Raw genomic sequence first — 23,455 nt, 5'->3', positions numbered from 1 at the left:
CTCATTTATCGGTTCTCGTCATGAGCATCGAAGACCCTTTGCGCGTAGCTGTCGAGCAATGCCTCGCACCCTCGCAAGCGCTCGCTCGCCTCTGCCGCGAGCGTGGCTCCGTAAAAATCGAGCTTCTTGATCTTCTCCAGCCAGCCCTGGAGCTTCTTTAAGTCGGTGTCTTCCTCTTCGAGTTCGGCATAAGTAAACTTGTTGATCGCGATCTCCTTTGCGATCTCGGCCTCGAAATCGGCGCACCGTCCCAGAAACTCCCGATACTGATCGTCGCGATCGGCTTTGAAGCGGGATACGACCTTGTCCTCTTGCGCGCGGTCGAGGGCGACCGTCTCCAGGATGACGGATTCACCGCCCATCTTCGAAACATCGTTCTCGAGCATCTTCAGGCGTCGGACATGATCGTCGGTCTTCGGCAGCAAGCAAACCCCATTCTGCAGATAGACGGCGCCCATTCCTTTCAGCCGCCGCCAAAGCGCGATGCGTTTGGTCGCGGGGTCTGGGGGCACTTTGTATGTGAGCAAGAGCCAAGCTAAATTCGTCATGTAGCAATCGTATTGCAACGACCGTTACAAATCAACCGCGACGACCAGTTCGGCGAGGGAGTATCGTTGATGGCAAAATCGCGCGCGCGCTGCATCTCCGTAAAATTTGCTCTCACTAAGCCCAGATGCGCCTCGCCCATGCTGCGATGGCGCAGCGTCGGCCCGAAGGGGCGAACTCAGGATCCGGAAAGCGCGTCCTCGGTCTAAGCTAAGCTTCCGCTGAAATATGCATGTCAGGGCCCCAAAGCCGACACGGGCGTATAGGGAAGCCCATAGCCACCAGGTGAAGATCGAGTGGATAGAAAGCGTCCGCTCTTTTTGGAACCACAGCAGGAAAGTCAGCGCCAGGGCGATCGAGAAAGCAATCGTCGTAGCCATCAGTGGCACATGGAAGTTGTAGACCAGATTGTCGTAATCAATGTGCCAACAATGCTGATCAGCACCACGGAAAGCCAATAGGCGGCGGGAACATATTTCCTCTGCGCAAACTGCCAGACCAGTGCGACCGCCAGAATGAAGCGCAGCCGGGAATGCCCGTCGAGGATTTCGTCAAACCAGAAGAGCGTACGCCGCCGTCCTTTCTCGTCAAGCCGTTTACAGACCAGGTCATGCGCATATTCCGCCCAGAGTAATGTCCGCATTGCGAGATGAATCAGGGCTTCCTTGACCGGAATGAGGAATGCAGCGCGCGGTGGCGTGAGAGCGAGAAGGCTCGGAGGTTTGCGCCACACTGTTTCCATTTCATACGGATTGGTGAGGTTACTGTCACACGAGCGGAATATCGGGGTGCTAGCGTCGGCATCGCTGTTCAAAAGGAGTTACCATGCGCAATCTAGCCCTGTCGCTCGCCCTCGTCATCGGCCTTGCTTCTTCCGTTTTAGCAGAAGATGCCAAGCCATTTTCCAATGCCAAGGAAATCGACCTCGTTTCGCTGTTGCCGACACCGCCCGCCAATAATTCGCCGCAGATGCAGGCCGAACTCGCTGAAATACTAACGATCCAGGTTACCCGCACACCTGAGATGGCCGCACGTGCCGTCGCCGATGCGGATGAAGATGTCTGGCGCTTCGCCGATGTGATCGACAATCCCAAGTTCACCAAGGAAAACCTGCCGAAGTTCGCCGCCTTCTTCGACCGCGTCGTCGCCACAGAAGGCGCTGTTGTCGATCCGGCCAAAGATTTCTGGAAGCGTCCGCGGCCTCACCTCTACAGCGACCTGGTCAAGCCGATTGTTCCCCTCTCGAAGTCGGGTGCTTATCCGTCGGGTCACACCACCGTCGGCACGCTGATGGGCATCGTCCTTTCCAACATGGTGCCGGAGAAAAGGACCGAGCTGATGGCACGCGCGTGGGAATATGGTCATAACCGTATTGTCGGCGGCATTCACTATGCTTCGGACGTCGAGGCTGGCCGCATCGCCGGCACCGTCATTGCCGAAACGATCCGCACCCATGACGACTACAAAGCTGAATTTGAAGCCGCCAAGAAGGAACTTCGATCCGTCCTTGGTCTGTCCCACGTCTGAGGCGATTGACTAAACATCCATTTGAACCGCCGGCGAGAAATCCGGCGGTTCTATGCTTTCAGGCATGGTCGCCCTTGGATGACCTCGCGTTAGAGTTTACTGCCTTCAATTAACGTTTCCGGCAATTTATGCAGCACTGTTGCATGGATCAGACTTTGGACGAGGCAACCCTATCCACTGCATTTTTCATGCAACGCGCTCGAACTTAGGCCGGCCAAGTTCTGTCATCCGGTTAAGAACACGGACGCCAATCTTCGCTTCAGTCTTCTGATTGTCAAAATGTCGGGCTTTGAGTTTGGGCCCGATCACAGCCTTCCATCGACCCATCTGGGTCTCAGCGCGACTGCGCTTGTTGTAGCCGGTGGATTTCTGCCATGCCATCCGCCCTTTGGTCTGGATTTCTGCAATATGGCGATCGCGGACAGATGGAACCAGCACCGATTGAGGGCTGGCAACGGCAGTCTTGGGAGGTGGGATAATAATCTCCACGATCTCACCAAAGCGTGTCGCCAGAAGATCTCGGCTTGGCGTTCCATCATAGGCGCCGTCGGCAATGAACTTCTCGACGGGGCCACCGATCTGGTCCAGAAGTCCTGGTAACGCTGTCGGATCGCCGACATCATCCACGGTCAGATCGGAACAAACAATCTCACCACTGACAAGATTGAGACCAAGGTGCAGTTTGCGCCATCTTTTGCGTTTGGCCTTGGTTTTATGCTTGTTTTCCAGCCACTCGCCCTCGCCGAAGACCTTCAAGCCGGTGCTGTCGACAACCAGATGGACCGGACCTGATGTTGTGGCTCGGGACTTTGTCGACGGCAACGCCAGCCCTTTGCTCCGGCGAGACAGGGTGGAGAAGTCAGGCACGGCAATATCGAACCCCATCAGCGCCGCGACACTGCGCATCAAGCCTTGGGTCTGGCGTAGCGCCAGCCCGTAGACGACGCGCAGGGTCAAGCACAACGTAATCGCCAGATCCGAGTATTTCGGCTGACCACCCCGCGATGTCCGCCTCCGCGCCGTCCATAAAGACAGGGCCTCATCCTTCACCCAGATGGTCAAATCACCACGTTGACGCAGGCTTTCATTATATGCCGGCCAATTCGTCACTTGATATTTCTGCTTGGCAATCTTGTCCCGCCGATCGGCATTGAACTTGTGCGGCATCGTCGAAATCCACATCAGGAGACTGAAAACTTGAGACTGAAAACCACCGCTCAATATCAGTCGACGGGTGATCCACGCAACAACGCCGTCCATACCCACTCACTTCGACTAAGCAATGAAGAGCGAACACAAAAGACCGCCGCACTTTACGACTATATCACTTCGGAACGTTGTGCCGATCTGTTCAGTCGGTTCGATACCCATGCCGACGATCTACTGGACGTGCAAGAAAAAGAGAAACGTGCGCACGATGCGACCTGGAAAAAACAGGGAGAGCTGATCCGTGCTGTTCAAAAAGTCAAAGCGCAAATGCAGCATGAGATCGATATGATTATCACCACGAGCGCGGCGTCAGAGTAGGATGATGAGCAAACCAGCAGTCGGCCGCGAAAACGTCGTCAATTTACAGGAGCGCCGGCTCGACCGGACGGTCCTGCGAACCTATCGCACCAAAGCAGACATTGATGACATTGTGCCCAATGACAAACAGCCTCGTCTGGGCCCGAAAGTCGATGAAGAGCTTCAACGGCAGATCGAGGCGAACGGCGGTCTGTTTGAACCGCTGCTCGTTGAGCCGCATCCCGATTTTCCGGGAAAGTTCCGGATCATTGATGGCGACCGGCGCTGGACAAACTCGCGAGCTTTGGTTGATCAGGGCAAGGAAGACTACCGCCAAGTCCCAATCGAAGTGACGGATCGCACACTCAGCGAAGAGGATAGGCTTCGTGTGTGGATCTACATTCATCGCCAGCGCAAAGAGTGGGATGCCAAGGAAAAAGAGATGGTTGCCTACAGGTTGGTCGACCTCATGGGACGGACCAGCGCCGCGAATATCCTCGGCATTACAGTTCGTGAACTCGACAACCTGGTTGATATTTTTGAGCTCTCGGAAAAATTCACCAGTTTGCGGGATCCAAGTGCAGCGATAACGTGGTCAAGAGAGTTGATGGGGGTCAGTAAGAAGTTACTTACACCTAGCGTGGTCGAGGCCATTATAAAAAAGGTCAACCAGAAGCGTATTACCAATTCCAAGGACTTGAGGAAGCTACGGTCCATCTTGCCGGACCCAGTTGCGAAGGCGAATTTCCTTTCAGAGGTCGGTGATCTCGACACCGCTATGTTGCGACTGGGACCGACTGAAAAAAAACCCAAGGGCGGACTTCCTGGGGATTTGGACAGCGTCATGGAATCGATGAAGGCCCTTCCTTGGACTGCGTTGCAAGAGATGAGGGGCGACAAGGATCTTTTGGAAAAAATTGATGAAGCCGAAGCGCTTCTTCGATCCCTGCGCAAGGCACTCTCCTAACGGTATGAGTGTATGAGGTTTCGGAGGGTCGTTATCTCTTTGCCAACACTGAAGACCTGCGCCTCCTCGCCTCCTCATGCATGTTGACGGGCGTGGCCGCGAGAACGCGCGTAACCAACGACGTAAGAAAACGGGCCGGTGAGAGGTCATCTGGAGTTCGTTCTTCGAGGATCGATACCTTCGGCAGGGCCTTGACGATGCTCTCGACCGTGCTTTCAGCAAGGTGCGCTATTTCACCCTCGGCCGGATCTGTTATCGGCTGCGGGCCTGGCTCTAATATGCCGTCGGTGGGTTCTTCTTCGTCGACCGCCGGCTGTACCGGATCAGTGGAGTATTCCATCAACACCAGGCAGGTGGAGTGGTAGGCATCGTCCTCACGGCCAAGCTTGGACAAAAGGTCGAACAACCATTCTGCCGTCTTGGGTTCCTTTTCCAAGATGTCAGACCGCAGACCGAACAAGAACCCCAGTGCCGCAAGGGGGTGGCGCAAGCGAAGATTCTTGGCATCGCCGTAGGATTCCTCGATGCGGTTCGGCGCATTTTTTCCATATGAGGAGTCCATTCGCTTCGTAGATATCAGCAATTCTGGGCCGGTTACCCAATCCGTGATGATGACATCGACTTGCTTCAGATAGTTTTTACCCAGAATTGAAGCAGAGGAGGAGGTCACGCCGGGAATGGACGAGTTCGACGTCAAATGGGATTGGACCTTGGCTCGTATCGCTGTGGGAAGCGACTTGACGAAAGCCGAGACAGGCGCGGGAAGAACCCGCGGATTAGCAGGCCTCGGCCAAACCTGGTCCGTCCCGAAACCAGCCCTCCGAAGTTCGTAGCTGAGCCAGACATCGAGGGCGAGTGCAGGCACTCCCGTTTGCGTCCCTACTTTCAGGTGCAGCGGAACACCGAGCAATAGCGCAAGGGTGTCGTAATCGGGATTGATGAACGGCTGGCCGTCAGTTCCAAGAACCCATGGATTGTTGTGTTCCCCGCTAGGTGCGGCAGCTTCGACGATATGATCGAATATTTCCCAGGCTTCTGCTTTCGAACTTGGTTTAGCGGCCACTTGCTGACCTCACATTGCGACGGTTCGCCAGTTCCGCGCGTGCATTCCGGACGGCTGCCATATGTGTCGCCGAAACCTCGCCGTCCACCAGCAGTACCTCGTCAACCAGATTAACGGCATCGAGCAGCCGCCCTTTGTCAAGGAGCTTTCCAACGCCTCGCTTAATCTTGCGAAGCTCATCGGCGCGAGAGGCGACCAGGGTCGGGGAAGGCATGGCCCACACGTCTGCCTCCTTTGGCTCGATCTTCAGGATCCCGCCTCCATAGGCGCGGCCGACCATTTCGGCATGTAGCAAGGTGATTGAGTTCAAGCTGGCGACAGGGAGGAGCTCGCGGCCCAAGGCAGTATATGCCTCGTTCAAGTAAACCCCATGCACCGAATTAAGGTGACGCGCCTTGGCCGAGTTTTCCGTAATCCGGGGGGTGTCCGCATTCATGCACGTCAGTAAAAGGTCCGCGGGTGAAACGAGCGGTACCCGATACCAGGTCTTGCGAACCCGGCATTTATAGGCGGTGTCGACGCCTGTCCTGTGGCCGTCGGCGATATATGCCGCGGCAGCCTTGGAAGGCGGGTCATTTGGATAGAATAGGTGGATCGCGTTGCCCTCTTCACCAAGTTTCTTCAGCTGGGCACTCGAAAGCGAGAGGCCCCGCAAATGCGAGCTTCCGGGTGGCGAAAGGCTAAGCAACTCGTCTGGGCGCAGTCCGAGCTCGGCTACGCGCTGGGGGGAAAGCGTGAAGTATTTGTTGTTTCCGGTTACCATTCCGAGCGTTGTGTCGCCCCAGGTTTCTAGGTCCGTGTAGAGGCCTGCTGTCGAAAGAGCGTGCAAAAGATGCACCGCGTCGATATCGACGAGACTGCTGGTCCACTTGCCCGCTGGGTCGGCCGGTGTCCAGCTCAGTCCCGGACCTAAAGTGTCGAGCGTTGCAGCGTTCTTGGTTTGCCGGATCGTTGCAAAATCCGCCGGCCCCTCAAGGTAGCCATCAGCGAGGAGAAGTACGACATCCGCTTCCGCCTCCGGGAACACTTGCTCATCGAACAATACGAGCTGCATGTCGCGAAATCGACTGAACAGGAATTTGCGGACGGGAGCGGCATAGTTCACCGAGAGCAGTTCGGCGGGCAAGACAAAGGCCAGCCGGCCGCCTTTCTTAAGGAACAACGCCGAGTGCACGGTGAACGCAGCCCAACTGGATGCGAGCCCCGTGAGGGAAATGCCGCCTCTGATGGCCGCCTCCCGGGCCCGGGCACGGGCCTCCCCGGTAAAGTCCTGGTATCGGATGTAGGGAGGGTTTCCGATGACGGCGTTGAACGCGGGATCAGGCGTGACGGCAAAGAAGTCGGACAGTAGGATATCGGCCTCGCCCCCGGCATCAGAGACCCGCTTGCGAGCAACATCTGCGCTGTGGGCGTGTATCTCCACGCCATGAACCACAGGGCACGATCGCCCTCGGGGAGCGAGTTCACGAAGGCGATCGACCGCGGAAACCAGGAATGCAGCGTCGCCAGCCGCGGGTTCGAGCACGCGCTCATCGGGCCCGCGAATGGCCCAGTTTGAAATGAAACGGGTAATCGCTGGAGGCGTGAAGAACGCACCTCTCTCCTTGCGGAGGACGGGAGTGTCGATAGGGTCGCGATGGGTAACGAAAGTCACGGCTAGCTCCCGAATCGTGCACGCATGGGTTCGCTGTCTTGCCGCATACCTATCCTACACAGATGAATTTCTGTCTACTCTTTGTTCTTATTTTCAATTTGCCGATCCAGCGGAAAAATTGCTCCAAGTCAAAAATTGCTCCAAGTCATTGCGTTTAAATGGCCTATAACAGACTACACGACTTGGATGGAAAACCCAGTCGGGGACAACTGCAATTTGCGTTGAGGAACAGTGAGATCCCGCATTGTTTTGCAGCACTCAGGTTGTCAGAGGGATGGGGCGACGGGTTACCTGAGACGATCTTGTAGAAAAGCCGCTCGAGAGCAGAGATGCGCTGTCGTGCCTCGCCGCCAGACTATCTCTCTGATATATACTGCTAAAACAGCAAAAGGTCTTTCAATGCTTCAGCGCCCGGCGATTATCGACGAACTGCAGGTGATTCTCTCCGAATGGGTCGTCGGACTGGAATCCCCAAAGCCGATTGGCGCCTATCTTTTCGGTAGCACGGTAAATGATGGGGGTGTTCGTTTCGATCCGAAGGCCGGAGACCTCGACGTCATCGTCGTCCTGGATTGGGATCGGGTGCCTCCCGGCGAGAGGGTCGAGCAAATTAATGGGCTACGCCAGGCGAAGGAGGAGCTTGAAAACCGCTTGTTTCGCAAGTTACGCAGGGAGAAGGGGTCCGAGAAGATCGTCAGCCTTGTTCCCGTCACTCCTTTCGAAATCGAACACGCTGTGCATAAGGACAACGTCAAACACATCCTCACGGATGCGAGGGCGTTCGATCTGCTTGAGAAGTGCGAGATTGCAGGCCTTAACGGAGGCCGGGCCTCTCATCCCTTAAGCGATGCCCATCGATCGGTGCTCGCCTTCTTGCAGAAGAAGCGCGCGGAAGCCCTGTCCGTTTCACCCAATGGCGGAGGAGGCCTCAAGGTCGAACCTCACGGCGATCCAGTGCCGAAGGAGCTGATGCGAAACTTCGCCGTCGCGACGGCCGAACCCGGGATACATCAGGATATCTCGGATATCGCCCGCGGTTTACAAGGGATCTCTCATTTTGCGCGGGACGCTGCCGGCTGGACACCGATGACCAGCGCTTTCGCCCAATGGCTTGGTGTAAAGATGGGAGAGCGCGGGTCCGTCGATCCGGTGATCAGCTCAGATCACTATCTGCTTCTAATCGAGACGATATACGATCAGGTCCGCGTCCAATATGCGGGAGATACGGCGATCCGATACGTAGGGCCAGGGCCGATATCAGCTCCACCGAAGCACGCTCCGCCAACACCAGCGCTTCCGTCAACCCACCGACTTGAATCGACCTTTCGAGTGACAAAGGCGGACAAACTTGGCGGAACGAAAACCGACATTCTTCGTGCGGTTCGCGCGGCTCGTGCGAACATGAAGGCCCGGGTAAGCAATCCCTTTGAACTGCTGTTCGAAGAGGACGCCAAGGCTTCAACTCTTTTCGAAATAGATGACGTCGATTTGGATGCCAAAGCTCACCGACAAAAGGTAAAGGCCTTTGAGCGTCGAACGCTGGTCGCGGCACGCCAGGCACGCTGGCAACAAGGGGTCGAGCTCATCCTTTGGTACGGAGGAACGTTGTTCCGTGGCGACGAAGAAACAATGGAGGAGGCCTGCAGAATAGCGATCGCCAATTGGTTTGCTGTCGCAGCGACGAACGTGGTTAATCCTGGCGGTATGTTCGAGGCTTTCCACCTCGACCTCTACCCATCATATGGAATGGCCCTCAGTTTCTCTGGTAAGCCCTCGTGGGTAAGGGACGATGGAAGGCCCAGTCCCATGTACAAGCTCGATCCTATGGATCTGGCGAGAGGCTTCGTACCAAATCTTGTCTCGAAATATCTACACCTCGCTTCACAGTCGGGACGTGCTGACCTTCAAGACTACAAGGACAGCGTCTTCGACATCGCGCGGTGGGATTATGGACTGAAGTGATCGCGCGTCGGCGGTTCGCTCTACCGAAGCATTTATTTCCGACGGACGCCGCTTTAAGTCCCTCTCAGACAAAATCTGGACGACTGGGCTGCATTGGAGAATCTGGGAAGGGTAGCGATCAGAGGTCACGGGATAATGAATGGAACCATAGGATTAGCAAAAGTTCTGACGTGCTCACTAGTTCTTATCCTTTCAAGGCGAAGGATAGGGACGAGCGTCTTAATTGGGACCGCCTGCAGACCGTCTGCTATTAGGTGCCGAGCCCGGATCGTGGACGTTTGATTGACGCCAAGCCAAATACCAGATCCTGTTCCATACGCCGTCCTTGGGTCCTATCACCCTCCTGCATCCGGTGCGAGTTCGCCTGTATCGTTGATCCCGATCAAGCCCTGCTATGGGAGAGCTGCTTGTCAATCCCGGTCTTATTGCGCCGCATGCGCAGCAGCGCGGCGCTGACCCCGAAATGCCGGGCTAGCGCCGTATCGCTCATCCCCTGTCGGATCGCCTGAAGCAGGGCGTCGCGAGGAAGAAGCAGCGCGCCGGCGAGGCAGTCCGCTTCCTCTTCGTGAACTTCGTTGTACTCATTCATCATCATGTGCCCGTCCGGCGTGTGAAAGACATGTGCCGGTTCGTGTTCAAGGATGATATGCGCGAGCTCGTGCGCGAGAGAATTGTTGCGTCGGCCGTCGTCGGAGATGCTGTTGAGGATAACCAGCACCATGCCTTCGGCCTCGATCGTCACCGCGTCCCAGCTGTCGGCGTCGTCAACGGTCAAGTGGTCCAGTACCTCCTTGCCGATCCCGGGAATATCCTGTGGAGACCAGACAAGGATGCCCAGATGCCGGGCCAGCAATACAGGATCGAGCGGAGCGCCACGTGCAAGGCCGAGATCGCGCCGGTAGTTCGCGGCCGCGTTCTCACACCATGTCTTGAAGCCACGACGCAACATGGCCAAGGTCAGCCCTCGTTCTTCCGGATTTCCGCCATCGCTGCTTGGGCAGTCAGGATCATCAGCGCGAGATTTTGAGCTGTCTTGGCACTGACAGTTTTCTTTTTTCTGAAATGCACGCGCGCCATCGACTGCGGCGCCGCCGTCACCCCGACCACATCCTCCACGCCAATGCCGAGCCAGCGGCAGATGCGGCGATAATTTGCAAGGTCAGGCATGAAGCCTCTTTCCACCCGCGACAGGGTGGCGTGACTGATGCCTATTTCTTTCGCTGCTGCTCGGATGCCTTGTGTGCCCCGCTTCTCTTTCACGCGCAAGCCGAGGTTTTCCAGCGTTACCATATCATAGGCTCCTCCGTTGGTTCAGATGTAAGACGATGGTTGACAAGTGAGACGACCCGGCTCATGCTGTCTTACATCTGATACAGATTCGCACGGGGCGAGTCGGCGGTCAACCTCTTACCGAAGGAGAGCACTCCGATGTCCACTACGAAAACCTCCATCGTTAACGCCGCTACCGCGACCGGCCAGAAGTGGCCGGTCGAGATCGCTGGCGCCGACCTCGCGTTCACGTCTCATGTTCTGCGCGACCCGATGCCTTCAGGCCGCCAGATTATCGCCACCGCCGGCCACCGCGACCCGGCCGGCTATATCGTCCTGCAGTGGCTGTCGGACGGCGCCCTTGAAGAGCTGCGTCTCGAGGAGTTGACCGACATCGTCGCCAAGGGCATCGAGCGCTTCATCGTCGTCGAGAGCGACCGCAGCTTCCGCCTTGAGGTGGAAGGCCTGCGCCTCGAGTGGCCGTGCGCGCCGATCTCTGCGGCAACGGTGAAGGCACTCGCCGGTCGCGACGACGAGGCGCTCGCCGTCGTGCTGTTGCGCGAGGGTCGTGACCGCGTGCTAGAGGACGACGAGATCGTCGACCTGTCCGGCGACGGCGTCGAGGTCTTCAAGCTGCGCCCGCGTCCGGCCAACGTCGAAATCGGCGTCAACACCAAGCCGGTGCCCATCCGTCGCGGCGTGCACACCGGCCTTCAGATCAAGCAGGCCGCCATCAATGCCGGCGTCGCGATCCAGCTCGACTTCATCCTGAGCCTTGAGACCGGCGCGGGGCAGACCCGCATCATCGGCGACCGCGACCGTGTCCGCGTGAGGCCGGGCCAGCAGTACCTCGCCATCGCTGACGACGACAACAGTTAGGACCCGCAATGACCCCTGCCGTCACCAAAGCTGTCGACGCGATCCGGAGCCAGTTCGGCGGCGATAACGTCCTTGTCGCCGCCGATCGCGACGGCGGGGCTTACGTGATTGTGGAGGGTGTCCCGATCGGGGCGCCCTTTTTGCAGGCCGTCAGTTGGATCGGGTTCCACATTCCGTCGACGTGCCCCTATGCCGACGTTTATCCGCATTTCGTTGTCCCGGACCTTGCGCGTCTTGACGGGGGCCCGCTCGGCGAAGGGCTGTCGACCGGCCACAGCTTTCCGGATCAGGGTTCCCTCAAGACCCAAGGCACCATGTCGGCACGTTCGGCCATGCAGGTTTCCCGTCGTTCGAACCGCAAGGATTCGGCCGGCATAGAAACGCCCCTCCACAAATTGCTGAAGGTGATCCAATGGCTGAAATCATGATGACCGGGCCGTGGTCGCTGACCATCCCCGAAACCATGTACGATACGCTCGACAGGCATTTGTTTCCCGGCGACCACGACGAGCACGGCGCCGTCATGGTGGCCGGTGTCTTTGCGGCGCCTGACGGATCGGTGCGTCTGCTCGCGCGCGACCTGTTCCTTGCGCGGGACGGGGTCGACTACGTTCCGGGCAAGCGCGGCTACCGCATGCTCAAGGCGCAGTTTATCCAGCGCCATATCCTGGCGTGCCGCGACGAAAAACTCGTCTACCTCGCAATCCATAACCACGGCGGCCGCGGCACCGTTGCGTTTTCACCCGACGACTACGCGAGCCACGAACGGGGTTATCCCGCGCTGCTCGACATCAGCGCCGGCAACGCCGTCGGCGCGCTGGTGTTTGCCGCTGGCGCAGTTGCCGGTGACATCTGGCTGCCCGGCGGGCGCCGCGTGACCTTGGAGCGGGCGGAAATCACCGGCCGCCGCTGGCAGGTGCTGCGCCCGGCGCCGGACCGCGCGGCGCGCAAGGCATTGCCCCTTTATGACCGGCAGACCCGCATCTTCGGCGACGCCGGCCAGCATGTGCTGGCGGGCATGAGCGTGGCGATCGTCGGTCTCGGCGGCGTCGGCTCGCTCGTCGCCGAGTACTTGGCGCGGCTCGGCGTCGGGACAATCTGGCTGATCGATCCCGACCGCATCGATCCAACAAACCTTCCGCGCGTCGTCGGCGCTCGCCGGGCCGACATTTGGTGGGCGCTCGGCGGCCCGTTCGCGCCCGCCTGGCTGCGCCGGCGCGTCCTGACATTCGCGTCGCGGAAGGTGGACATCGCCTGGCGGGTGATCAGGCAGGCCAACAAAGCCACCCGCGTCAAGATCGTCGCCGCCAACGTGCTGGCGCCGGAAGCGGCAGCGGCACTGCTCTCCTGCGACTACATCTTCCTGGCCGCTGACGAGATGCGCGCCCGGCTTCTCGTCAACGCGATCGTTCACCAGTACCTCATTCCCGGCGTCCAGATCGGCAGCAAGGTCTCGGTGGCGGACAACGGCGATGTGACCGACGTGTTCAGCGTCGTGCGGCCGCTGCGCCCCGGCATGAACTGCCTGTGGTGCAATCAGCTGATCAATCCTGGCAAGCTTGCAGACGAGGCGAAGAACGACGGCGAGCGCAAGCGCCAGCGCTACGTGGACGACAAGGATGTGGCGGCGCCGAGTGTCATCACGCTCAATGCAGTTGGCGCGGCTCATGCCTGCAACGATTTCCTGTTCTATGCGATGGGAATGTCAGGGGCGGCGTCCACCGATTTCGCCCGTTACGACAGTCGCTCGCGGGCCGTAATGTTCTCCACGCCGCGTACGGACCCGGACTGTACGGAATGCGGGAGCCGCAAGGGCAGCCGCTTGGGACACGGGCAGTCAGGCCCCGACCTCCCAGTGTTCGCTAGGTAAAGTTCCTCCGACGCGCTTTGTCTCTCTATGCACGAAGGCGTGGTGTGAGTTCCAGGGAGGCGACACTCTTTCTTGACCACACTCCACTGGCAATCACGGTGTTGGTGGAACAGCAGCGAAGATATGTTCGAGCATCGAACTTTTAGCTGGCTGCTAGTGTCAACTTTTGGGGGCTCTCGGTTTCGGCCCGAATGACCGGGATGAAGGCGCAATGCAGTCGTTTGCAGACCTAAGCGTGCCGCGCCTTACGGGCCGGAAAGAACTATTCTTTCACGAGCCCTGCAAGCCTTGTTGCTATGATGTTCACTCTTTGGGCGGCGAAGATCGCATAATGGATCGTCGGGAACCTGTGAAAACGTCTCGGGACGAACTGCTGGTAGCTCGTTTCCTTTCAAGAGCGTTGACGTATAGACCGCCTCAGCTCCCATTCGATTGGCCACAAATTCTGCTCCCGGAATGGTGCGGTGGATCTGATATGAGCATGTCTATAGACTGGCAGTCCGCTAACCGTTATTGCGGGTATACCAGCATTTCACCAAACCATCCCGCGGATCCGCCAAGGCCCTCCTATATTGAAAAAAGTGCAACGCAGTTTTGCCATCGAGTACAAAACCGGCAGGCGAAAGCTTGATACCAGGTCGAACTCGATCTGGGGCAACATGGATCTAAAGTCCGTCGCTCGTAACCTGGAGGAAGAGGCATTGCCGTTTCTGTCGGGTAGCTCTCAGAGTGGCAAATCCAACAATGAGATGTCTTTACCGGAACCAGATCAAGCCGAGGCGTTGTTGACACCGCCTCTCGGGGCGTCAACAACAGCATCAGATACACAGGAGATGAGCATGGCCGACGAGACTGATACGGCAACCAGTGCCGATGCGCCGATCGTTGTTGAAACGCCTATTGCGCCGAAGAAACAGCGCAAACCCCGCGCCAAGAAAGCGGCGGCACTCGAGAGCGCGTCGGCTGACGCTATGGCAGAGCCAGCAGCTGCTCTGGCCGGGGCCGGTGGTGTGAAGAGGAGAGGGCGCAAGGCAAGGGTGATCGAAGCTACGGCGAGCGCCAAACGCGCAGCTGTGCGCCGTGCTCCAAAGGCTGTGCAGACAGCGCCGGCCGCGCCGATGACGGCGATAGATGAGATGGCGGATCTCTTGCAGTTGGAAGAGGAAAATCAGCGGCTGCGCAAGCTTCTGGCTGAAAAACTTCGCGCTGAAAATGCCGATCTGCGCAAGCGGCTCAAGCTCGATTGATATAGGCAGCCGGTCAACCGCCGGCCGGATTTCCATGCTTATCCAGTATACATTTTGGCGGCGGTGGATGCTGTTGCCGGAACTAAAACTCACTGCCTGCTTGCGGGATAAAGCGCGAGGTCGGATAGATGGCATCTCCGTGGAAAATTCTTGCCCGACTGATCTCACCGGGGCGCGAACAGAAGCGAGAAAACGGCTCGACGGCGAAGGCTACGCCGGACGCGTTGGCTATTGCCGGTCCGACTGAAGCGCCTGCCGAGGAAAGTGTGAATGGCACTGATCGACCGGCAAGCGAAGAGCTACCTCGTCACGGTCAAGTCGATGCAATTTCCGTTGAGCCTGTGCATTCCGAAGAAGCCGTAAACGACGTCCACGACAAGGTCGACGGGGAAGTCGCCGAAATCGTGGAGGTCGCTGATCCCGCTACATCCGGTGGTACTGGTATTGACGGCACCGCTGTACATGATGCCGCTAGGATCAAGCGAACTGCCGAGGTCGCACTGCGCGAGCAAAGGAGCCGCAGCAAGGAAGCGGTGGCGATTGCGAACGATCCCCAGGTTATCCACACTGCAAACGAGATGAGCCTCGATGAGGAGATCAGGGTGCTCAGGGAGCAGCTGGCCAGAAAGCTAACGTTGCAAAACGCGCAGTTGAGAAAAATGCTAGAGCGGTTTGAACGGTGAGCGTGGCGCGCTGCCTGCCCTTTTAAGCTTGTTGCAGGTGAACAATCTCAGATTTGAATAGGGTGTCGCCGATTCGAGTCCCATCAAGGCGAGGGATGGCGACAATGGTCGGCAGCGACTGAAATGTATCAAAGTCGTTAGGTACCCAACGACGACTGCGCTGAAGCCACCAAAGGTAACCTCCGCGGGGTCTAGCTGCCGTTCGGCATAAATTGGCGTTGTTGCGTGGATCACCCGTCGACTGATATTGAGCGGTGGTTTTCAGTCTCAAGTTTTCAGTCTCCTGATGTGGATTTCGACGATGCCGCACAAGTTCAATGCCGATCGGCGGGACAAGATTGCCAAGCAGAAATATCAAGTGACGAATTGGCCGGCATATATTGAAAGCCTGCGTCAACGTGGTGATTTGACCATCTGGGTGAAGGATGAGGCCCTGTCTTTATGGACGGCGCGGAGGCGGACATCGCGGGGTGGTCAGCCGAAATACTCGGATCTGGCGATTACGTTGTGCTTGACCCTGCGCGTCGTCTACGGGCTGGCGCTACGCCAGACCCAAGGCTTGATGCGCAGTGTCGCGGCGCTGATGGGGTTCGATATTGCCGTGCCTGACTTCTCCACCCTGTCTCGCCGGAGCAAAGGGCTGGCGTTGCCGTCGACAAAGTCCCGAGCCGCAACATCAGGTCCGGTCCATCTGGTTGTCGACAGCAGCGGCTTGAAGGTCTTCGGCGAGGGCGAGTGGCTGGAAAACAAGCACAAAACCAAGGCCAAACGCAAAAGATGGCGCAAACTGCACCTTGGTCTCAATCTTGTCAGTGGTGAGATTGTTTGTTCCGATCTGACCGCGGATGATGTCGGCGATCCGACAGCGTTACTAGGACTTCTGGACCAGATCGGTGGCCCCGTCGAGAAGTTCATTGCCGACGGCGCCTATGATGGAACGCCAACCCGAGATCTTCTGGCGACACGCTTTGGTGAGATCGTGGAGGTCATTATCCCACCTCCCAAGACTGCCGTTGCCAGCCATCAATCGGTGCTGGTTCCATCTGTCCGCGATCGCCATATTGCAGAAATCCAGACCAAAGGAAAGGGCGGATGGCATGGCAGAAATCCACCGGCTACAACAAGCGCGGTCGCGCTGAGACCCAGATGGGTCGACGGAAGGCTGTGATCGGGCCCAAACTCAAAGCCCGAAATTTTGACAATCAGAAGACTGAAGCGAAGATTGGCGTCCGTGTTCTTAACAGGATGACAGAACTTGGCCGGCCCAAGTTCGAGCGCGTTGCATGAAAAATGCAGTGGATAGGGTTGCCTTGTCCAAAGTCTGATCCATGCAACAGTGCTGTTGGTGGGAGCCCAGGCACGTGATATTGCGGCACGGTGACAAATGCCCGATGTCACCGCATTTATTCTTCCACCAACCGCAACACTGGCGGGGCTCCACATGCGCGGAACGCCTTTAGGTCGACTTGAACCATCGGGCCACGCGGCGTGTGCATGGTGAGGGTGCTGATATCGACATCAATACCGGATTTGTGTACGTCGCGGATGGCGTCGTTCATTTGTTGAAGGGCTGCGCCTAGTCTTTCCTCAGCATGCTTCTGTCTTGCGAGGTGAGATGTCATGGTTGTCCTGATCGTTTGCTGTTCGCTTTCCGCTTATGCGGGTAGCTTTTTGGTCCGCGCTGGGGTTATCTCATCCTGGGGAAACGTGCGCGGATCCACGGAAGTTTTTCGTTATAACAGTCGAGAAGACAGCCTCATCCGACACTATTCGTTTTCACTGTCGGATCGACTGGAGATCGAACTGCGGAGGCGTGATCATAATCGGCTCGGCTTGCCATTCAGCTATGTTTAACGCGATACCCGGGCCGGTTAACCTGACGGTGCCAATCACCCGTCCTTGTAGTAATAGCTATAGCCGTTGAGCGCCGGGGCGCCGCCGAGATGGGCGTACAGCACCTTCGAGCCCTCGGGGAAGAAGCCCTTGCGTGCGAGATCGATCATCCCCTGCATCGACTTTCCCTCATAGACTGGGTCGGTAATCATCGCCTCGGTGCGCGCCGCGAGCCGGATCGCCTCGTTGGTCTCCTCCGAGGGCACTCCATAGGCGGGATAGGCGTAGTCAGGGTTGATGACGATCTCGTCTTCACGCACCGACCGACCAAGGTTCACGAGTTCCGAGGTCGCATCGACGATCTTCCGCACCTGATCCCGCGTCTGCTGGAGGGTGCCCGAGGCATCGATGCCAATCACCCGGTCGGCCCTGTCTAGTGCGGCAAAGCCGACGATCATTCCGCCCTGGGTTGAACCGGTGACAACGCAGACGATGATATAGTCGAAGATGAAGCCGAGGTCCTTTTCCTGTGCCGCGACTTCCTCGGCGAAGCCGACATAGCCGAGGCCTCCGAACTTGTGTACCGAAGCGCCAGCCGGGATCGCGTAGGGCTTGCCGCCCGCATCCTCTACCGACTGAATCGCATCCTCCCAGCTCTTGCGGATGCCGATGTCGAACCCATCCTCGACCAGCCGGCTGTCGGCGCCCATCAGTTTCGTCATCAGGATATTGCCGACACGGTCATAGACCGCATCGTAGTGCGGTACCCATTTCTCCTGGATGACGACACATTTCATGCCGATCTTCGCCGCAGTCGCAGCCACCATGCGGGTATGATTCGACTGGACCCCACCGATCGACACCAGCGTATCCGCGCCGGAGGCGATCGCGTCGGGCACGATATATTCGAGCTTCCTGAGCTTATTGCCGCCCATGGCGAGGCCGGAATTGCAGTCGTCGCGCTTGGCATAGATGTCGACCTTGCCGCCCAGCGCCGCAGTCAGCCGCGGCAGGTGCTCGATCGGCGTTGGGCCGAAGGTGAGCGGGTAGCGTTCGAACTTTTCCAACAGTGACATCGATCAGGGCCTCCGTGCCGAATTTGTGGTCGAAGGCTAGTAGATATCGTTTGAAAGGTGCTCTCTAATTTTGCTTTAAAAGCTTTCTTTATCGGCGTAATTTTTCGGTGGTAGAATCCACTTCTTCAATAATACGAGGTAAAATGAAAGAGTCTTCCACAGAGGATTTCGATAGGATAGACCTCAAGATTTTGCGCGCCCTGCAATCGGAGGGCCGGCTCAGCAATGCCGATCTCGCCGAGCGCGTGAATGTCAGTGCTGCAACTTGCCACAGGCGAACTCAACGCCTCTTCGAGGAGGGCTACATTACCGGCGTGCGGGCGGAAGTCGCGCCGGGCGCCGTAGGCCTCGGCGCGATGGTCATGGTTGGCGTGGTACTGGATCGCTCCACGCCTGAGAGCTTTGGTGCCTTTGAGGGCGCGGTCATGGAGCTGAAGGAAGTACTGGACTGCAATTTGGTCGCCGGAGATTTCGATTATCTCCTGAAAATCCGCGTCCGCGACATGGCCGATTTCAACAAGCTCCACGGCCAGAAGCTGATCGCCCTCCCAGGCGTGCGCCAGACGCGCACCTTCTTCGTGATGAAGGAAGTCAAGGAGAACGCGAGGTTGCCCTTCTAGCGTCGTCGGCAGCTATTGTGGATGCAGCATCTATTGTCCGGTTCCGCGCAGACAGCGGATGTCAGGCGACTTTTTCTGACATCACCGGCCCCACGCTCTGTGCATCAAACATACGGTCTCACCGTTCACACGATGGAGGCACTCCATAGCGAGGTTATTTGTAGGTCTGCGATAGTTCAGTCTCCCGACGATCCTTGATGCGCAGCTGCACCAGCTTGACGCCAAGCGGTACCAGCCGGGCAATCCACTCGGCGCCGTCGACGATCAGGTAGAACGGATCAAGCTTCAGGTGAACACCGCCTTTCCAATCACCGGCGTGGAGGGGACGGCCATGTCGCGTGGCTCCAGCACGCCAGCGTCAAAGGCCTGCTTGCCGGCGGCGATTGCCGCGGCAAAGGCAGCTGCCATCGCCGCGGGATCTCCGGCGCCGGCAACGGCGGTGTTGAGCAGAACCGCATCGAAACCGAGCTCCATCACCGCAGTTGCGTGCGACGGTCGGCCGATGCCGGCGTCGACGATCAGCGACACGTCGAGAGCGGGATCGAGATGCTCGGAATGAAGGAATGGGAAACAAAGGGCGTGAAGGTCGACCTAACTGATCTAATAAGGCGTCGCCGGTTCAGATCCTTTCAAGAGCAGGCATGGCGCATCGACTGATCACCTCAACCAGTACCCAAAGAGAACTAAGGTCGGTGGACTGCAATCACCACCGCGGTTACGCCTCTTCATCGCTTTGCTGGGATATGGCCCAGGACAGTCTCGATGATTTGAACGGCGTCGCCATCGCCATCTCCGCGCCAAGCGATGACCTGGTCTGGCCGAATGAGCACAAGCGGCTCGCGATAAATTGCCCGGAGTTGATCCTCTTTTATATCGACGACGGTAAGATCCATTCCGGCCATTCTAGCGGCTGTAACGAACTCGGTTCCTGGCGAGGAGGAGGGGCGAAGCCGCAGGAGGGTCCATTCAAACCCAAATCGGTCGAACAATGACGTTTGAGAATTCAACCAAATATGGGGCGCTCTGCCCCCCGGCGCGGCATTTGGAACGTAGACTTCCGGCAGGTCCGGAGCTCGTCCTTCCCCTTCGGCGAGGATTATCGGCGAATGGTCGTAGCGAGCGCCGAACGTCACGCCGGGTATGTTGAACTCGGACCGCCCATGGGCCTCCAGATAGGCGCCGGCTTCCCGTCGCAAATCCGATCCGAGATCCGAGTCCGCCTCGATGTCGGGTTTCGGGACGTAGTTTCCGATGGATTCGGCGAACGCCCGAGCGAAGCCGGTGTTTCGCACGGCCACCGGGCGTCGCTCCAGTTCATAGGTATCGAGAAGGAATGACGGTGCATTTCCTTTCACAACAGAAGCGAGTTTCCAACCTAGATTGACCGCGTCATCCACCGCCGTATTGTACCCCAAGCCACCGGCTGGCGTAAAAAGATGAACCGCGTCGCCGCCGAGGAATATCCGGCCAGCCTGAAACTTCTCGGCGACAAGGGCAAACCCGGCCGTCCAGGTGCCGCGAGAAAGAATTTCCCCCTCAACGGGATACCCGACCACCGTCTGGAACATCTTCAGCGCTTGCGCATCGGATATATCGTCTTCGCTCTCGCCTTCCTTTAGTTGGGTGTGAAAAGCAAACTCGCCTTTGCCGTCGACGGCGGCCATAAACGCCCGGCGCTCAGGATTGAACGCCACGTTCATCCAGGCGGGTGCAAAGGGAACAACCTCATAGAACTGCGGGCAGCGAAGATAGAGGGCAAACATTTTCCCGCCGAAGAAATCTCTGACTGCCCCGCCATCGCCCTGATATCGAATGCCAAGTGTCCGACGTATGAAGCTTTTCGCGCCGTCTCCTCCGATAAGATACTTGGCTCTTACGGAGCGCGTGCTCTCGGAGCCGACCTGACTTGCGGTCATGGTCACGGCGTCACCAACGTTCACCGCTGCTATCTGGGAACTGGAGCGCCTTAAGGCGCGTTGGAAAGTTTCGATCAAGGCACAAATTATGCGTCTGCAGCGGCTTCAGATTCTGGACAAAAGTTCTGCAACTCGTCTCTACAAAATCTACAGTGCGAAAGGCTACTCCAGGCGGGAGCCGTTTGACGATGTTTGGCCGATGCAGGAACCGACATTGCTCGCGGATGTGTTCAAGGCATTGGTCGATGCGGGGCAAGTCACCAAAGAGGATTTGCGCGAAGATCTACCGCTGTTTCCGAACGACGTTGAAAGTCTGACAGGTCTACCATCCGGATGGCTGAGCTTGCAGGCTGCGAGAATCGTGGAGCTTAAGCCCGTCGTGACGCCGCGTGACAACCTCGGTGGGGTTCGCGGAGAAGTAGTGCCGATCAAACGGAGCGGTGACTGATAACCACATTTCGGTCCAGTTTGCATTTTCAGCCGCTTGTTAAATATGGGAAATCATTGTTGAACGGGTAATTCTCCCGCCCTGTCGACGGTTCGAATCCGTTCAAGAATGCACTCGAACCGGTTGGTCGGATGGCAGTGGAACTCCGCTATCTGCGCTCGGAAATCTATCGCTGGCTGAAGCGGATCCACCGATCAAGTGGCTCACCGCATTCGATCGCTTCAAGGCCTGAATACCGGGCCGTCGAATGACGCGCAAAGATGCGCCTCTCAAGGTGGCGACCCCGTCGACACTTTGAATCGGCGCAGACTAAACAACAGGACAGCGGCGGCGAAGATTGCGACCAAAGAAGCAATCTCAATTACGGTTCGAAATCCGTAGGCCCGTGCTATTACCCCTACGGAGGGGCCGGCCAACCCGCCGCTGATCACTATTGTGTTCCAATAGATTGCCGTTGCATATGCCGGGCGAGCTTCAGCTTGCGATTGGACGAAGCTGGTACCAAGGCTGGCATAAGGCACGTAGTACAGCCCCTCCCTTGTCGCACCGACAACATCGGCGGATAGCTCTGGACCATGGTAACGAGCAAACAACGCTGTGGCGATCAATGGCGTCCGAATCCCGAACCAGGCGAGTGCTGCTTGCCCTGCGCCTCGCATTTGCGCCAAACCATTTCTGAGAACAGACATTTGAAGCAAGCTCCACACATGATTGTGCGATCATGGTAATTACAACGGAAGGTAGAGCAGGTTCGTTTAAAACGGACCTGCCAGAGGAAGGTATCCTCAGTTGGCGACGAAAGAGAGGTTCCACAGGACTTTGCCATGGGAGATTGTCGGAGCGGAGGTCTGCGTGCAGGTAGGGGCCTGAGTTCCACCTGAAATGGCGACCCAAGCCGGCGTTCCGGCAAGTGAAAGCGCTTGGCCGGTCGCAGGATCATAGTTGACGCTCAATGAGGCTCTGCACGTCCGAGCCGGAACGACACCTCTGGTCACATCGAAACGAAACGTCATGAAGCCGTCGATGGTGTTGCCTTGCACCGTAAAGACAACTGACGCTCCATTAGAGATGCTGGAGGGGAAGTTGGGCGTGCAGCCGACGCAACTGATACTGCCGACATTCGCAGTACCGGATGTGCTGTTGTTTTTGATTGTCACCTCAGCCGTGGCAGCAAGAGCCATAGCAGGAATTGCCGCTGCCATGACGGCAGCGAGAATCAATTTTCGAAAAAGCATGGTCATTTCTCCAAGTGTCACAATATTTTCTTTGGACGCGTCAGGTTATGCCGGGTGTTGAGCATCGCTCACACAAGAGCTTGAACAACCGGGCGGAGAACTCGCATCTGCCGTTTCGAAAACGGGAACGAATGCGCCAGGGATTCCGATCAATCGGGAGCCTGCAACATTTTGTTTAGCTGTTCTCCGCTGTTCGCAATCTCTTCGTTCCAGATCGCACAAAACCTTCTGCCAACCAAATTCGCAGTCACCGACTGCAAGCCATGGCCCAGTGGAAAGCCGTCAGCGGCCAGCTCGTCTGAAACTGTCCGCACGGGCCTTGACTGTATTCCCACGGTGACGGCCGTCTTGTGATGTGAAGCCGAACATTGGAAGTCCTGGTGGTAGCACTAGGAGTAGTCCTATGACGAAGCAGCATATTGAGGTGATCACGTCGGTCGAGCGTCGCCGGCATTGGTCTCGCGAAGAGAAAGAACGGCTGGTCGCGGCGACGTTAGAGCCGGAAGCGGTTATCTCGGATGTGGCGCGCTCGGCCGGGATTCATGTCAGCCAATTATTCCGGTGGCGCAAAGAACTCTGCCAGATATCAGCGCCGTCCGTTCCTCCATTCATTCCGATTGAGGTCGTGGCGGCGTTGCCAGCGCCTGATCCTTTGGAGACGACACCGGCACCACGGGCGCGCAAGAAGACAAGCATCGTGACGATCGAGCTTGGCCGCGGCCGGCGCATTCGTGTGGACAGCGATGTCGATACGGAAGCTTTGGGTCGAATTCTCGACGTGCTGGAGCGACGATGATCCCGGTTCCGAGCGGCGTAAAGGTCTGGCTGGCGACCGGCTATACGGGCATGCGGAGGGGATTTCCTGGGCTGTCGCTGATGGTGCAGGAGACGCTGAAGCGTGATCCGCATAGCGGCCATTTGTTCTGCTTCCGCGGCAGGAAGGGCGGCCTGATCAAGGTGATCTGGCACGACGGCCAGGGTGCCTGCCTGTTCACGAAGAAGCTGGAACGGGGGCGCTTCATCTGGCCATCGGCGGCCGACGGGACGGTGGTGATTACGCCGGCGCAGCTCGGCTATCTGCTCGAAGGCATCGACTGGCGGATGCCGCAAAAAACCTGGCGTCCGAGCTCGGCTGGATAGTGGAAATGGCTGGA

Annotated in this window: 23 protein-coding genes and 5 pseudogenes; 16 read left to right on the top strand and 12 right to left on the bottom strand. The window is 57.7% G+C overall.

The genetic code is table 11. From position 1 onward, the window contains the following. Positions 1 to 5: 5 nt before the first annotated feature. Positions 6 to 548 (bottom strand): Chromate resistance protein ChrB, encoded by a 543-nt coding sequence (locus J3P73_RS37275; protein WP_037068119.1) that lies wholly within the window; start codon positions 546 to 548, stop codon positions 6 to 8. Between the two features lie 282 nt (positions 549 to 830). Continuing rightward, a pseudogene (locus tag J3P73_RS37270) lies at positions 831 to 1,063 on the bottom strand (hypothetical protein); the annotation flags it as partial. Positions 1,064 to 1,371: 308 nt separating this feature from the next. On the opposite strand from J3P73_RS37270, the gene J3P73_RS37265 reads away from it, so the two are divergent. Continuing rightward, positions 1,372 to 2,073 (top strand): acid phosphatase, encoded by a 702-nt coding sequence (locus J3P73_RS37265; protein WP_164579929.1) that lies wholly within the window; start codon positions 1,372 to 1,374, stop codon positions 2,071 to 2,073. Between the two features lie 186 nt (positions 2,074 to 2,259). Here the strand turns inward: J3P73_RS37265 and J3P73_RS37260 are convergent, their stop codons facing one another. After that, positions 2,260 to 3,240, bottom strand: coding sequence for an IS5 family transposase (locus J3P73_RS37260; RefSeq protein ID WP_164580068.1), 981 nt, complete (start codon positions 3,238 to 3,240; stop codon positions 2,260 to 2,262). A 30-nt stretch (positions 3,241 to 3,270) separates the two neighbouring features. Between J3P73_RS37260 and J3P73_RS37255 the strand changes: the two genes are divergently transcribed. After that, positions 3,271 to 3,600, top strand: a complete 330-nt coding sequence (locus J3P73_RS37255; RefSeq protein ID WP_207580337.1) for a hypothetical protein — start codon at positions 3,271 to 3,273, stop codon at positions 3,598 to 3,600. A gap of 1 nt (position 3,601) precedes the next feature. Then, a complete protein-coding gene (locus tag J3P73_RS37250) occupies positions 3,602 to 4,546 on the top strand; it encodes a ParB/RepB/Spo0J family partition protein (protein WP_207580336.1) in 945 nt (314 codons plus the stop codon). A gap of 31 nt (positions 4,547 to 4,577) precedes the next feature. On the opposite strand, the gene J3P73_RS37245 is transcribed toward J3P73_RS37250, so the two are convergent. Further along, positions 4,578 to 5,609, bottom strand: coding sequence for a hypothetical protein (locus J3P73_RS37245; protein WP_164579926.1), 1,032 nt, complete (start codon positions 5,607 to 5,609; stop codon positions 4,578 to 4,580). Continuing rightward, complete coding sequence (locus tag J3P73_RS37240) at positions 5,599 to 7,263, bottom strand: HsdM family class I SAM-dependent methyltransferase (RefSeq protein ID WP_164579927.1); 1,665 nt, start codon at positions 7,261 to 7,263, stop codon at positions 5,599 to 5,601. The genes J3P73_RS37245 and J3P73_RS37240 overlap by 11 nt, the downstream gene beginning before the upstream one ends. Positions 7,264 to 7,662: 399 nt before the next feature. On the opposite strand from J3P73_RS37240, the gene J3P73_RS37235 reads away from it, so the two are divergent. Then, positions 7,663 to 9,225 (top strand): nucleotidyltransferase family protein, encoded by a 1,563-nt coding sequence (locus J3P73_RS37235; RefSeq protein WP_164579928.1) that lies wholly within the window; start codon positions 7,663 to 7,665, stop codon positions 9,223 to 9,225. A gap of 382 nt (positions 9,226 to 9,607) precedes the next feature. Here the strand turns inward: J3P73_RS37235 and J3P73_RS37230 are convergent, their stop codons facing one another. Then, positions 9,608 to 10,174, bottom strand: coding sequence for an ImmA/IrrE family metallo-endopeptidase (locus J3P73_RS37230; protein ID WP_245002814.1), 567 nt, complete (start codon positions 10,172 to 10,174; stop codon positions 9,608 to 9,610). Positions 10,175 to 10,182: 8 nt separating this feature from the next. After that, positions 10,183 to 10,515: a helix-turn-helix domain-containing protein gene (locus J3P73_RS37225; protein ID WP_207580334.1), complete on the bottom strand. Its 333-nt coding sequence runs from the start codon at positions 10,513 to 10,515 to the stop codon at positions 10,183 to 10,185. 138 nt (positions 10,516 to 10,653) lie between these two features. Between J3P73_RS37225 and J3P73_RS37220 the strand changes: the two genes are divergently transcribed. From J3P73_RS37220 to J3P73_RS38035, 7 genes and pseudogenes are all read left to right on the top strand, one after another. Beyond that, the gene (locus J3P73_RS37220) at positions 10,654 to 11,373 is read left to right on the top strand and encodes a multiubiquitin domain-containing protein (protein ID WP_207580333.1); all 720 of its coding nucleotides are present in this window, start codon (positions 10,654 to 10,656) and stop codon (positions 11,371 to 11,373) included. A gap of 8 nt (positions 11,374 to 11,381) precedes the next feature. Then, on the top strand, positions 11,382 to 11,801 hold the full coding sequence (locus J3P73_RS37215) for a hypothetical protein (RefSeq protein WP_207580332.1): 420 nt from the start codon (positions 11,382 to 11,384) through the stop codon (positions 11,799 to 11,801). Beyond that, the gene (locus tag J3P73_RS37210) at positions 11,786 to 13,243 is read left to right on the top strand and encodes a HesA/MoeB/ThiF family protein (RefSeq protein ID WP_245002793.1); all 1,458 of its coding nucleotides are present in this window, start codon (positions 11,786 to 11,788) and stop codon (positions 13,241 to 13,243) included. The genes J3P73_RS37215 and J3P73_RS37210 overlap by 16 nt, the downstream gene beginning before the upstream one ends. A gap of 572 nt (positions 13,244 to 13,815) precedes the next feature. Continuing rightward, a complete protein-coding gene (locus tag J3P73_RS37205) occupies positions 13,816 to 14,490 on the top strand; it encodes an MreC domain-containing protein (protein WP_207580331.1) in 675 nt (224 codons plus the stop codon). 128 nt (positions 14,491 to 14,618) lie between these two features. Beyond that, positions 14,619 to 15,173, top strand: coding sequence for a hypothetical protein (locus J3P73_RS37200; protein ID WP_207580330.1), 555 nt, complete (start codon positions 14,619 to 14,621; stop codon positions 15,171 to 15,173). Between the two features lie 301 nt (positions 15,174 to 15,474). Then, positions 15,475 to 16,460 (top strand): annotated as a pseudogene (locus tag J3P73_RS37195) (IS5 family transposase). 402 nt (positions 16,461 to 16,862) lie between these two features. Continuing rightward, positions 16,863 to 17,041, top strand: a pseudogene (locus J3P73_RS38035) (DUF4158 domain-containing protein); the annotation flags it as partial. 21 nt (positions 17,042 to 17,062) lie between these two features. Here J3P73_RS38035 and J3P73_RS37190 read toward each other — a convergent pair. Then, positions 17,063 to 18,082, bottom strand: a complete 1,020-nt coding sequence (locus J3P73_RS37190; RefSeq protein ID WP_018481130.1) for a 1-aminocyclopropane-1-carboxylate deaminase — start codon at positions 18,080 to 18,082, stop codon at positions 17,063 to 17,065. A gap of 143 nt (positions 18,083 to 18,225) precedes the next feature. Here J3P73_RS37190 and J3P73_RS37185 point away from each other — a divergent pair, with 143 nt between their 5' ends. Continuing rightward, a complete protein-coding gene (locus tag J3P73_RS37185; RefSeq protein WP_018481129.1) occupies positions 18,226 to 18,702 on the top strand; it encodes an Lrp/AsnC family transcriptional regulator in 477 nt (158 codons plus the stop codon). Positions 18,703 to 18,987: 285 nt separating this feature from the next. Here J3P73_RS37185 and J3P73_RS37180 read toward each other — a convergent pair. Then, positions 18,988 to 19,233, bottom strand: a pseudogene (locus J3P73_RS37180) (thiazole synthase); the annotation flags it as partial. Positions 19,234 to 19,427: 194 nt separating this feature from the next. Continuing rightward, positions 19,428 to 20,618 carry an FAD-dependent monooxygenase gene (locus J3P73_RS37175; protein ID WP_245002813.1) on the bottom strand — a complete coding sequence of 397 codons (1,191 nt, stop codon included), beginning with the start codon at positions 20,616 to 20,618 and terminating at the stop codon, positions 19,428 to 19,430. Here J3P73_RS37175 and J3P73_RS37170 point away from each other — a divergent pair. Continuing rightward, complete coding sequence (locus J3P73_RS37170; RefSeq protein ID WP_018486479.1) at positions 20,617 to 21,066, top strand: M78 family metallopeptidase domain-containing protein; 450 nt, start codon at positions 20,617 to 20,619, stop codon at positions 21,064 to 21,066. The genes J3P73_RS37175 and J3P73_RS37170 overlap by 2 nt on opposite strands. Positions 21,067 to 21,335: 269 nt before the next feature. Here J3P73_RS37170 and J3P73_RS37165 read toward each other — a convergent pair whose 3' ends face one another. Together J3P73_RS37165 and J3P73_RS37160 are read right to left on the bottom strand one after the other, a co-directional pair. Then, positions 21,336 to 21,755, bottom strand: coding sequence for a hypothetical protein (locus J3P73_RS37165; protein WP_018486480.1), 420 nt, complete (start codon positions 21,753 to 21,755; stop codon positions 21,336 to 21,338). A 96-nt stretch (positions 21,756 to 21,851) separates the two neighbouring features. Continuing rightward, positions 21,852 to 22,322: a hypothetical protein gene (locus J3P73_RS37160; protein ID WP_245002792.1), complete on the bottom strand. Its 471-nt coding sequence runs from the start codon at positions 22,320 to 22,322 to the stop codon at positions 21,852 to 21,854. A gap of 17 nt (positions 22,323 to 22,339) precedes the next feature. Here J3P73_RS37160 and J3P73_RS37155 point away from each other — a divergent pair. From J3P73_RS37155 to tnpB, 3 genes and pseudogenes are all read left to right on the top strand, one after another. Further along, positions 22,340 to 22,603, top strand: a pseudogene (locus J3P73_RS37155) (DDE-type integrase/transposase/recombinase); the annotation flags it as partial. Between the two features lie 101 nt (positions 22,604 to 22,704). After that, entirely contained in the window at positions 22,705 to 23,097 is a 393-nt protein-coding gene (tnpA, locus tag J3P73_RS37150) for an IS66-like element accessory protein TnpA (protein ID WP_207580290.1), read from the top strand. Beyond that, entirely contained in the window at positions 23,094 to 23,441 is a 348-nt protein-coding gene (tnpB, locus tag J3P73_RS37145) for an IS66 family insertion sequence element accessory protein TnpB (protein WP_207580329.1), read from the top strand. The genes tnpA and tnpB overlap by 4 nt, the downstream gene beginning before the upstream one ends. Positions 23,442 to 23,455: the final 14 nt, after the last annotated feature.

Origin of the sequence: Rhizobium ruizarguesonis, assembly GCF_017357285.1 — a bacterium.
GTDB lineage: Bacteria > Pseudomonadota > Alphaproteobacteria > Rhizobiales > Rhizobiaceae > Rhizobium > Rhizobium ruizarguesonis.
Note: the sequence above shows the minus strand (reverse complement) of the source record. Positions and strands in the feature narration are given on the sequence as shown.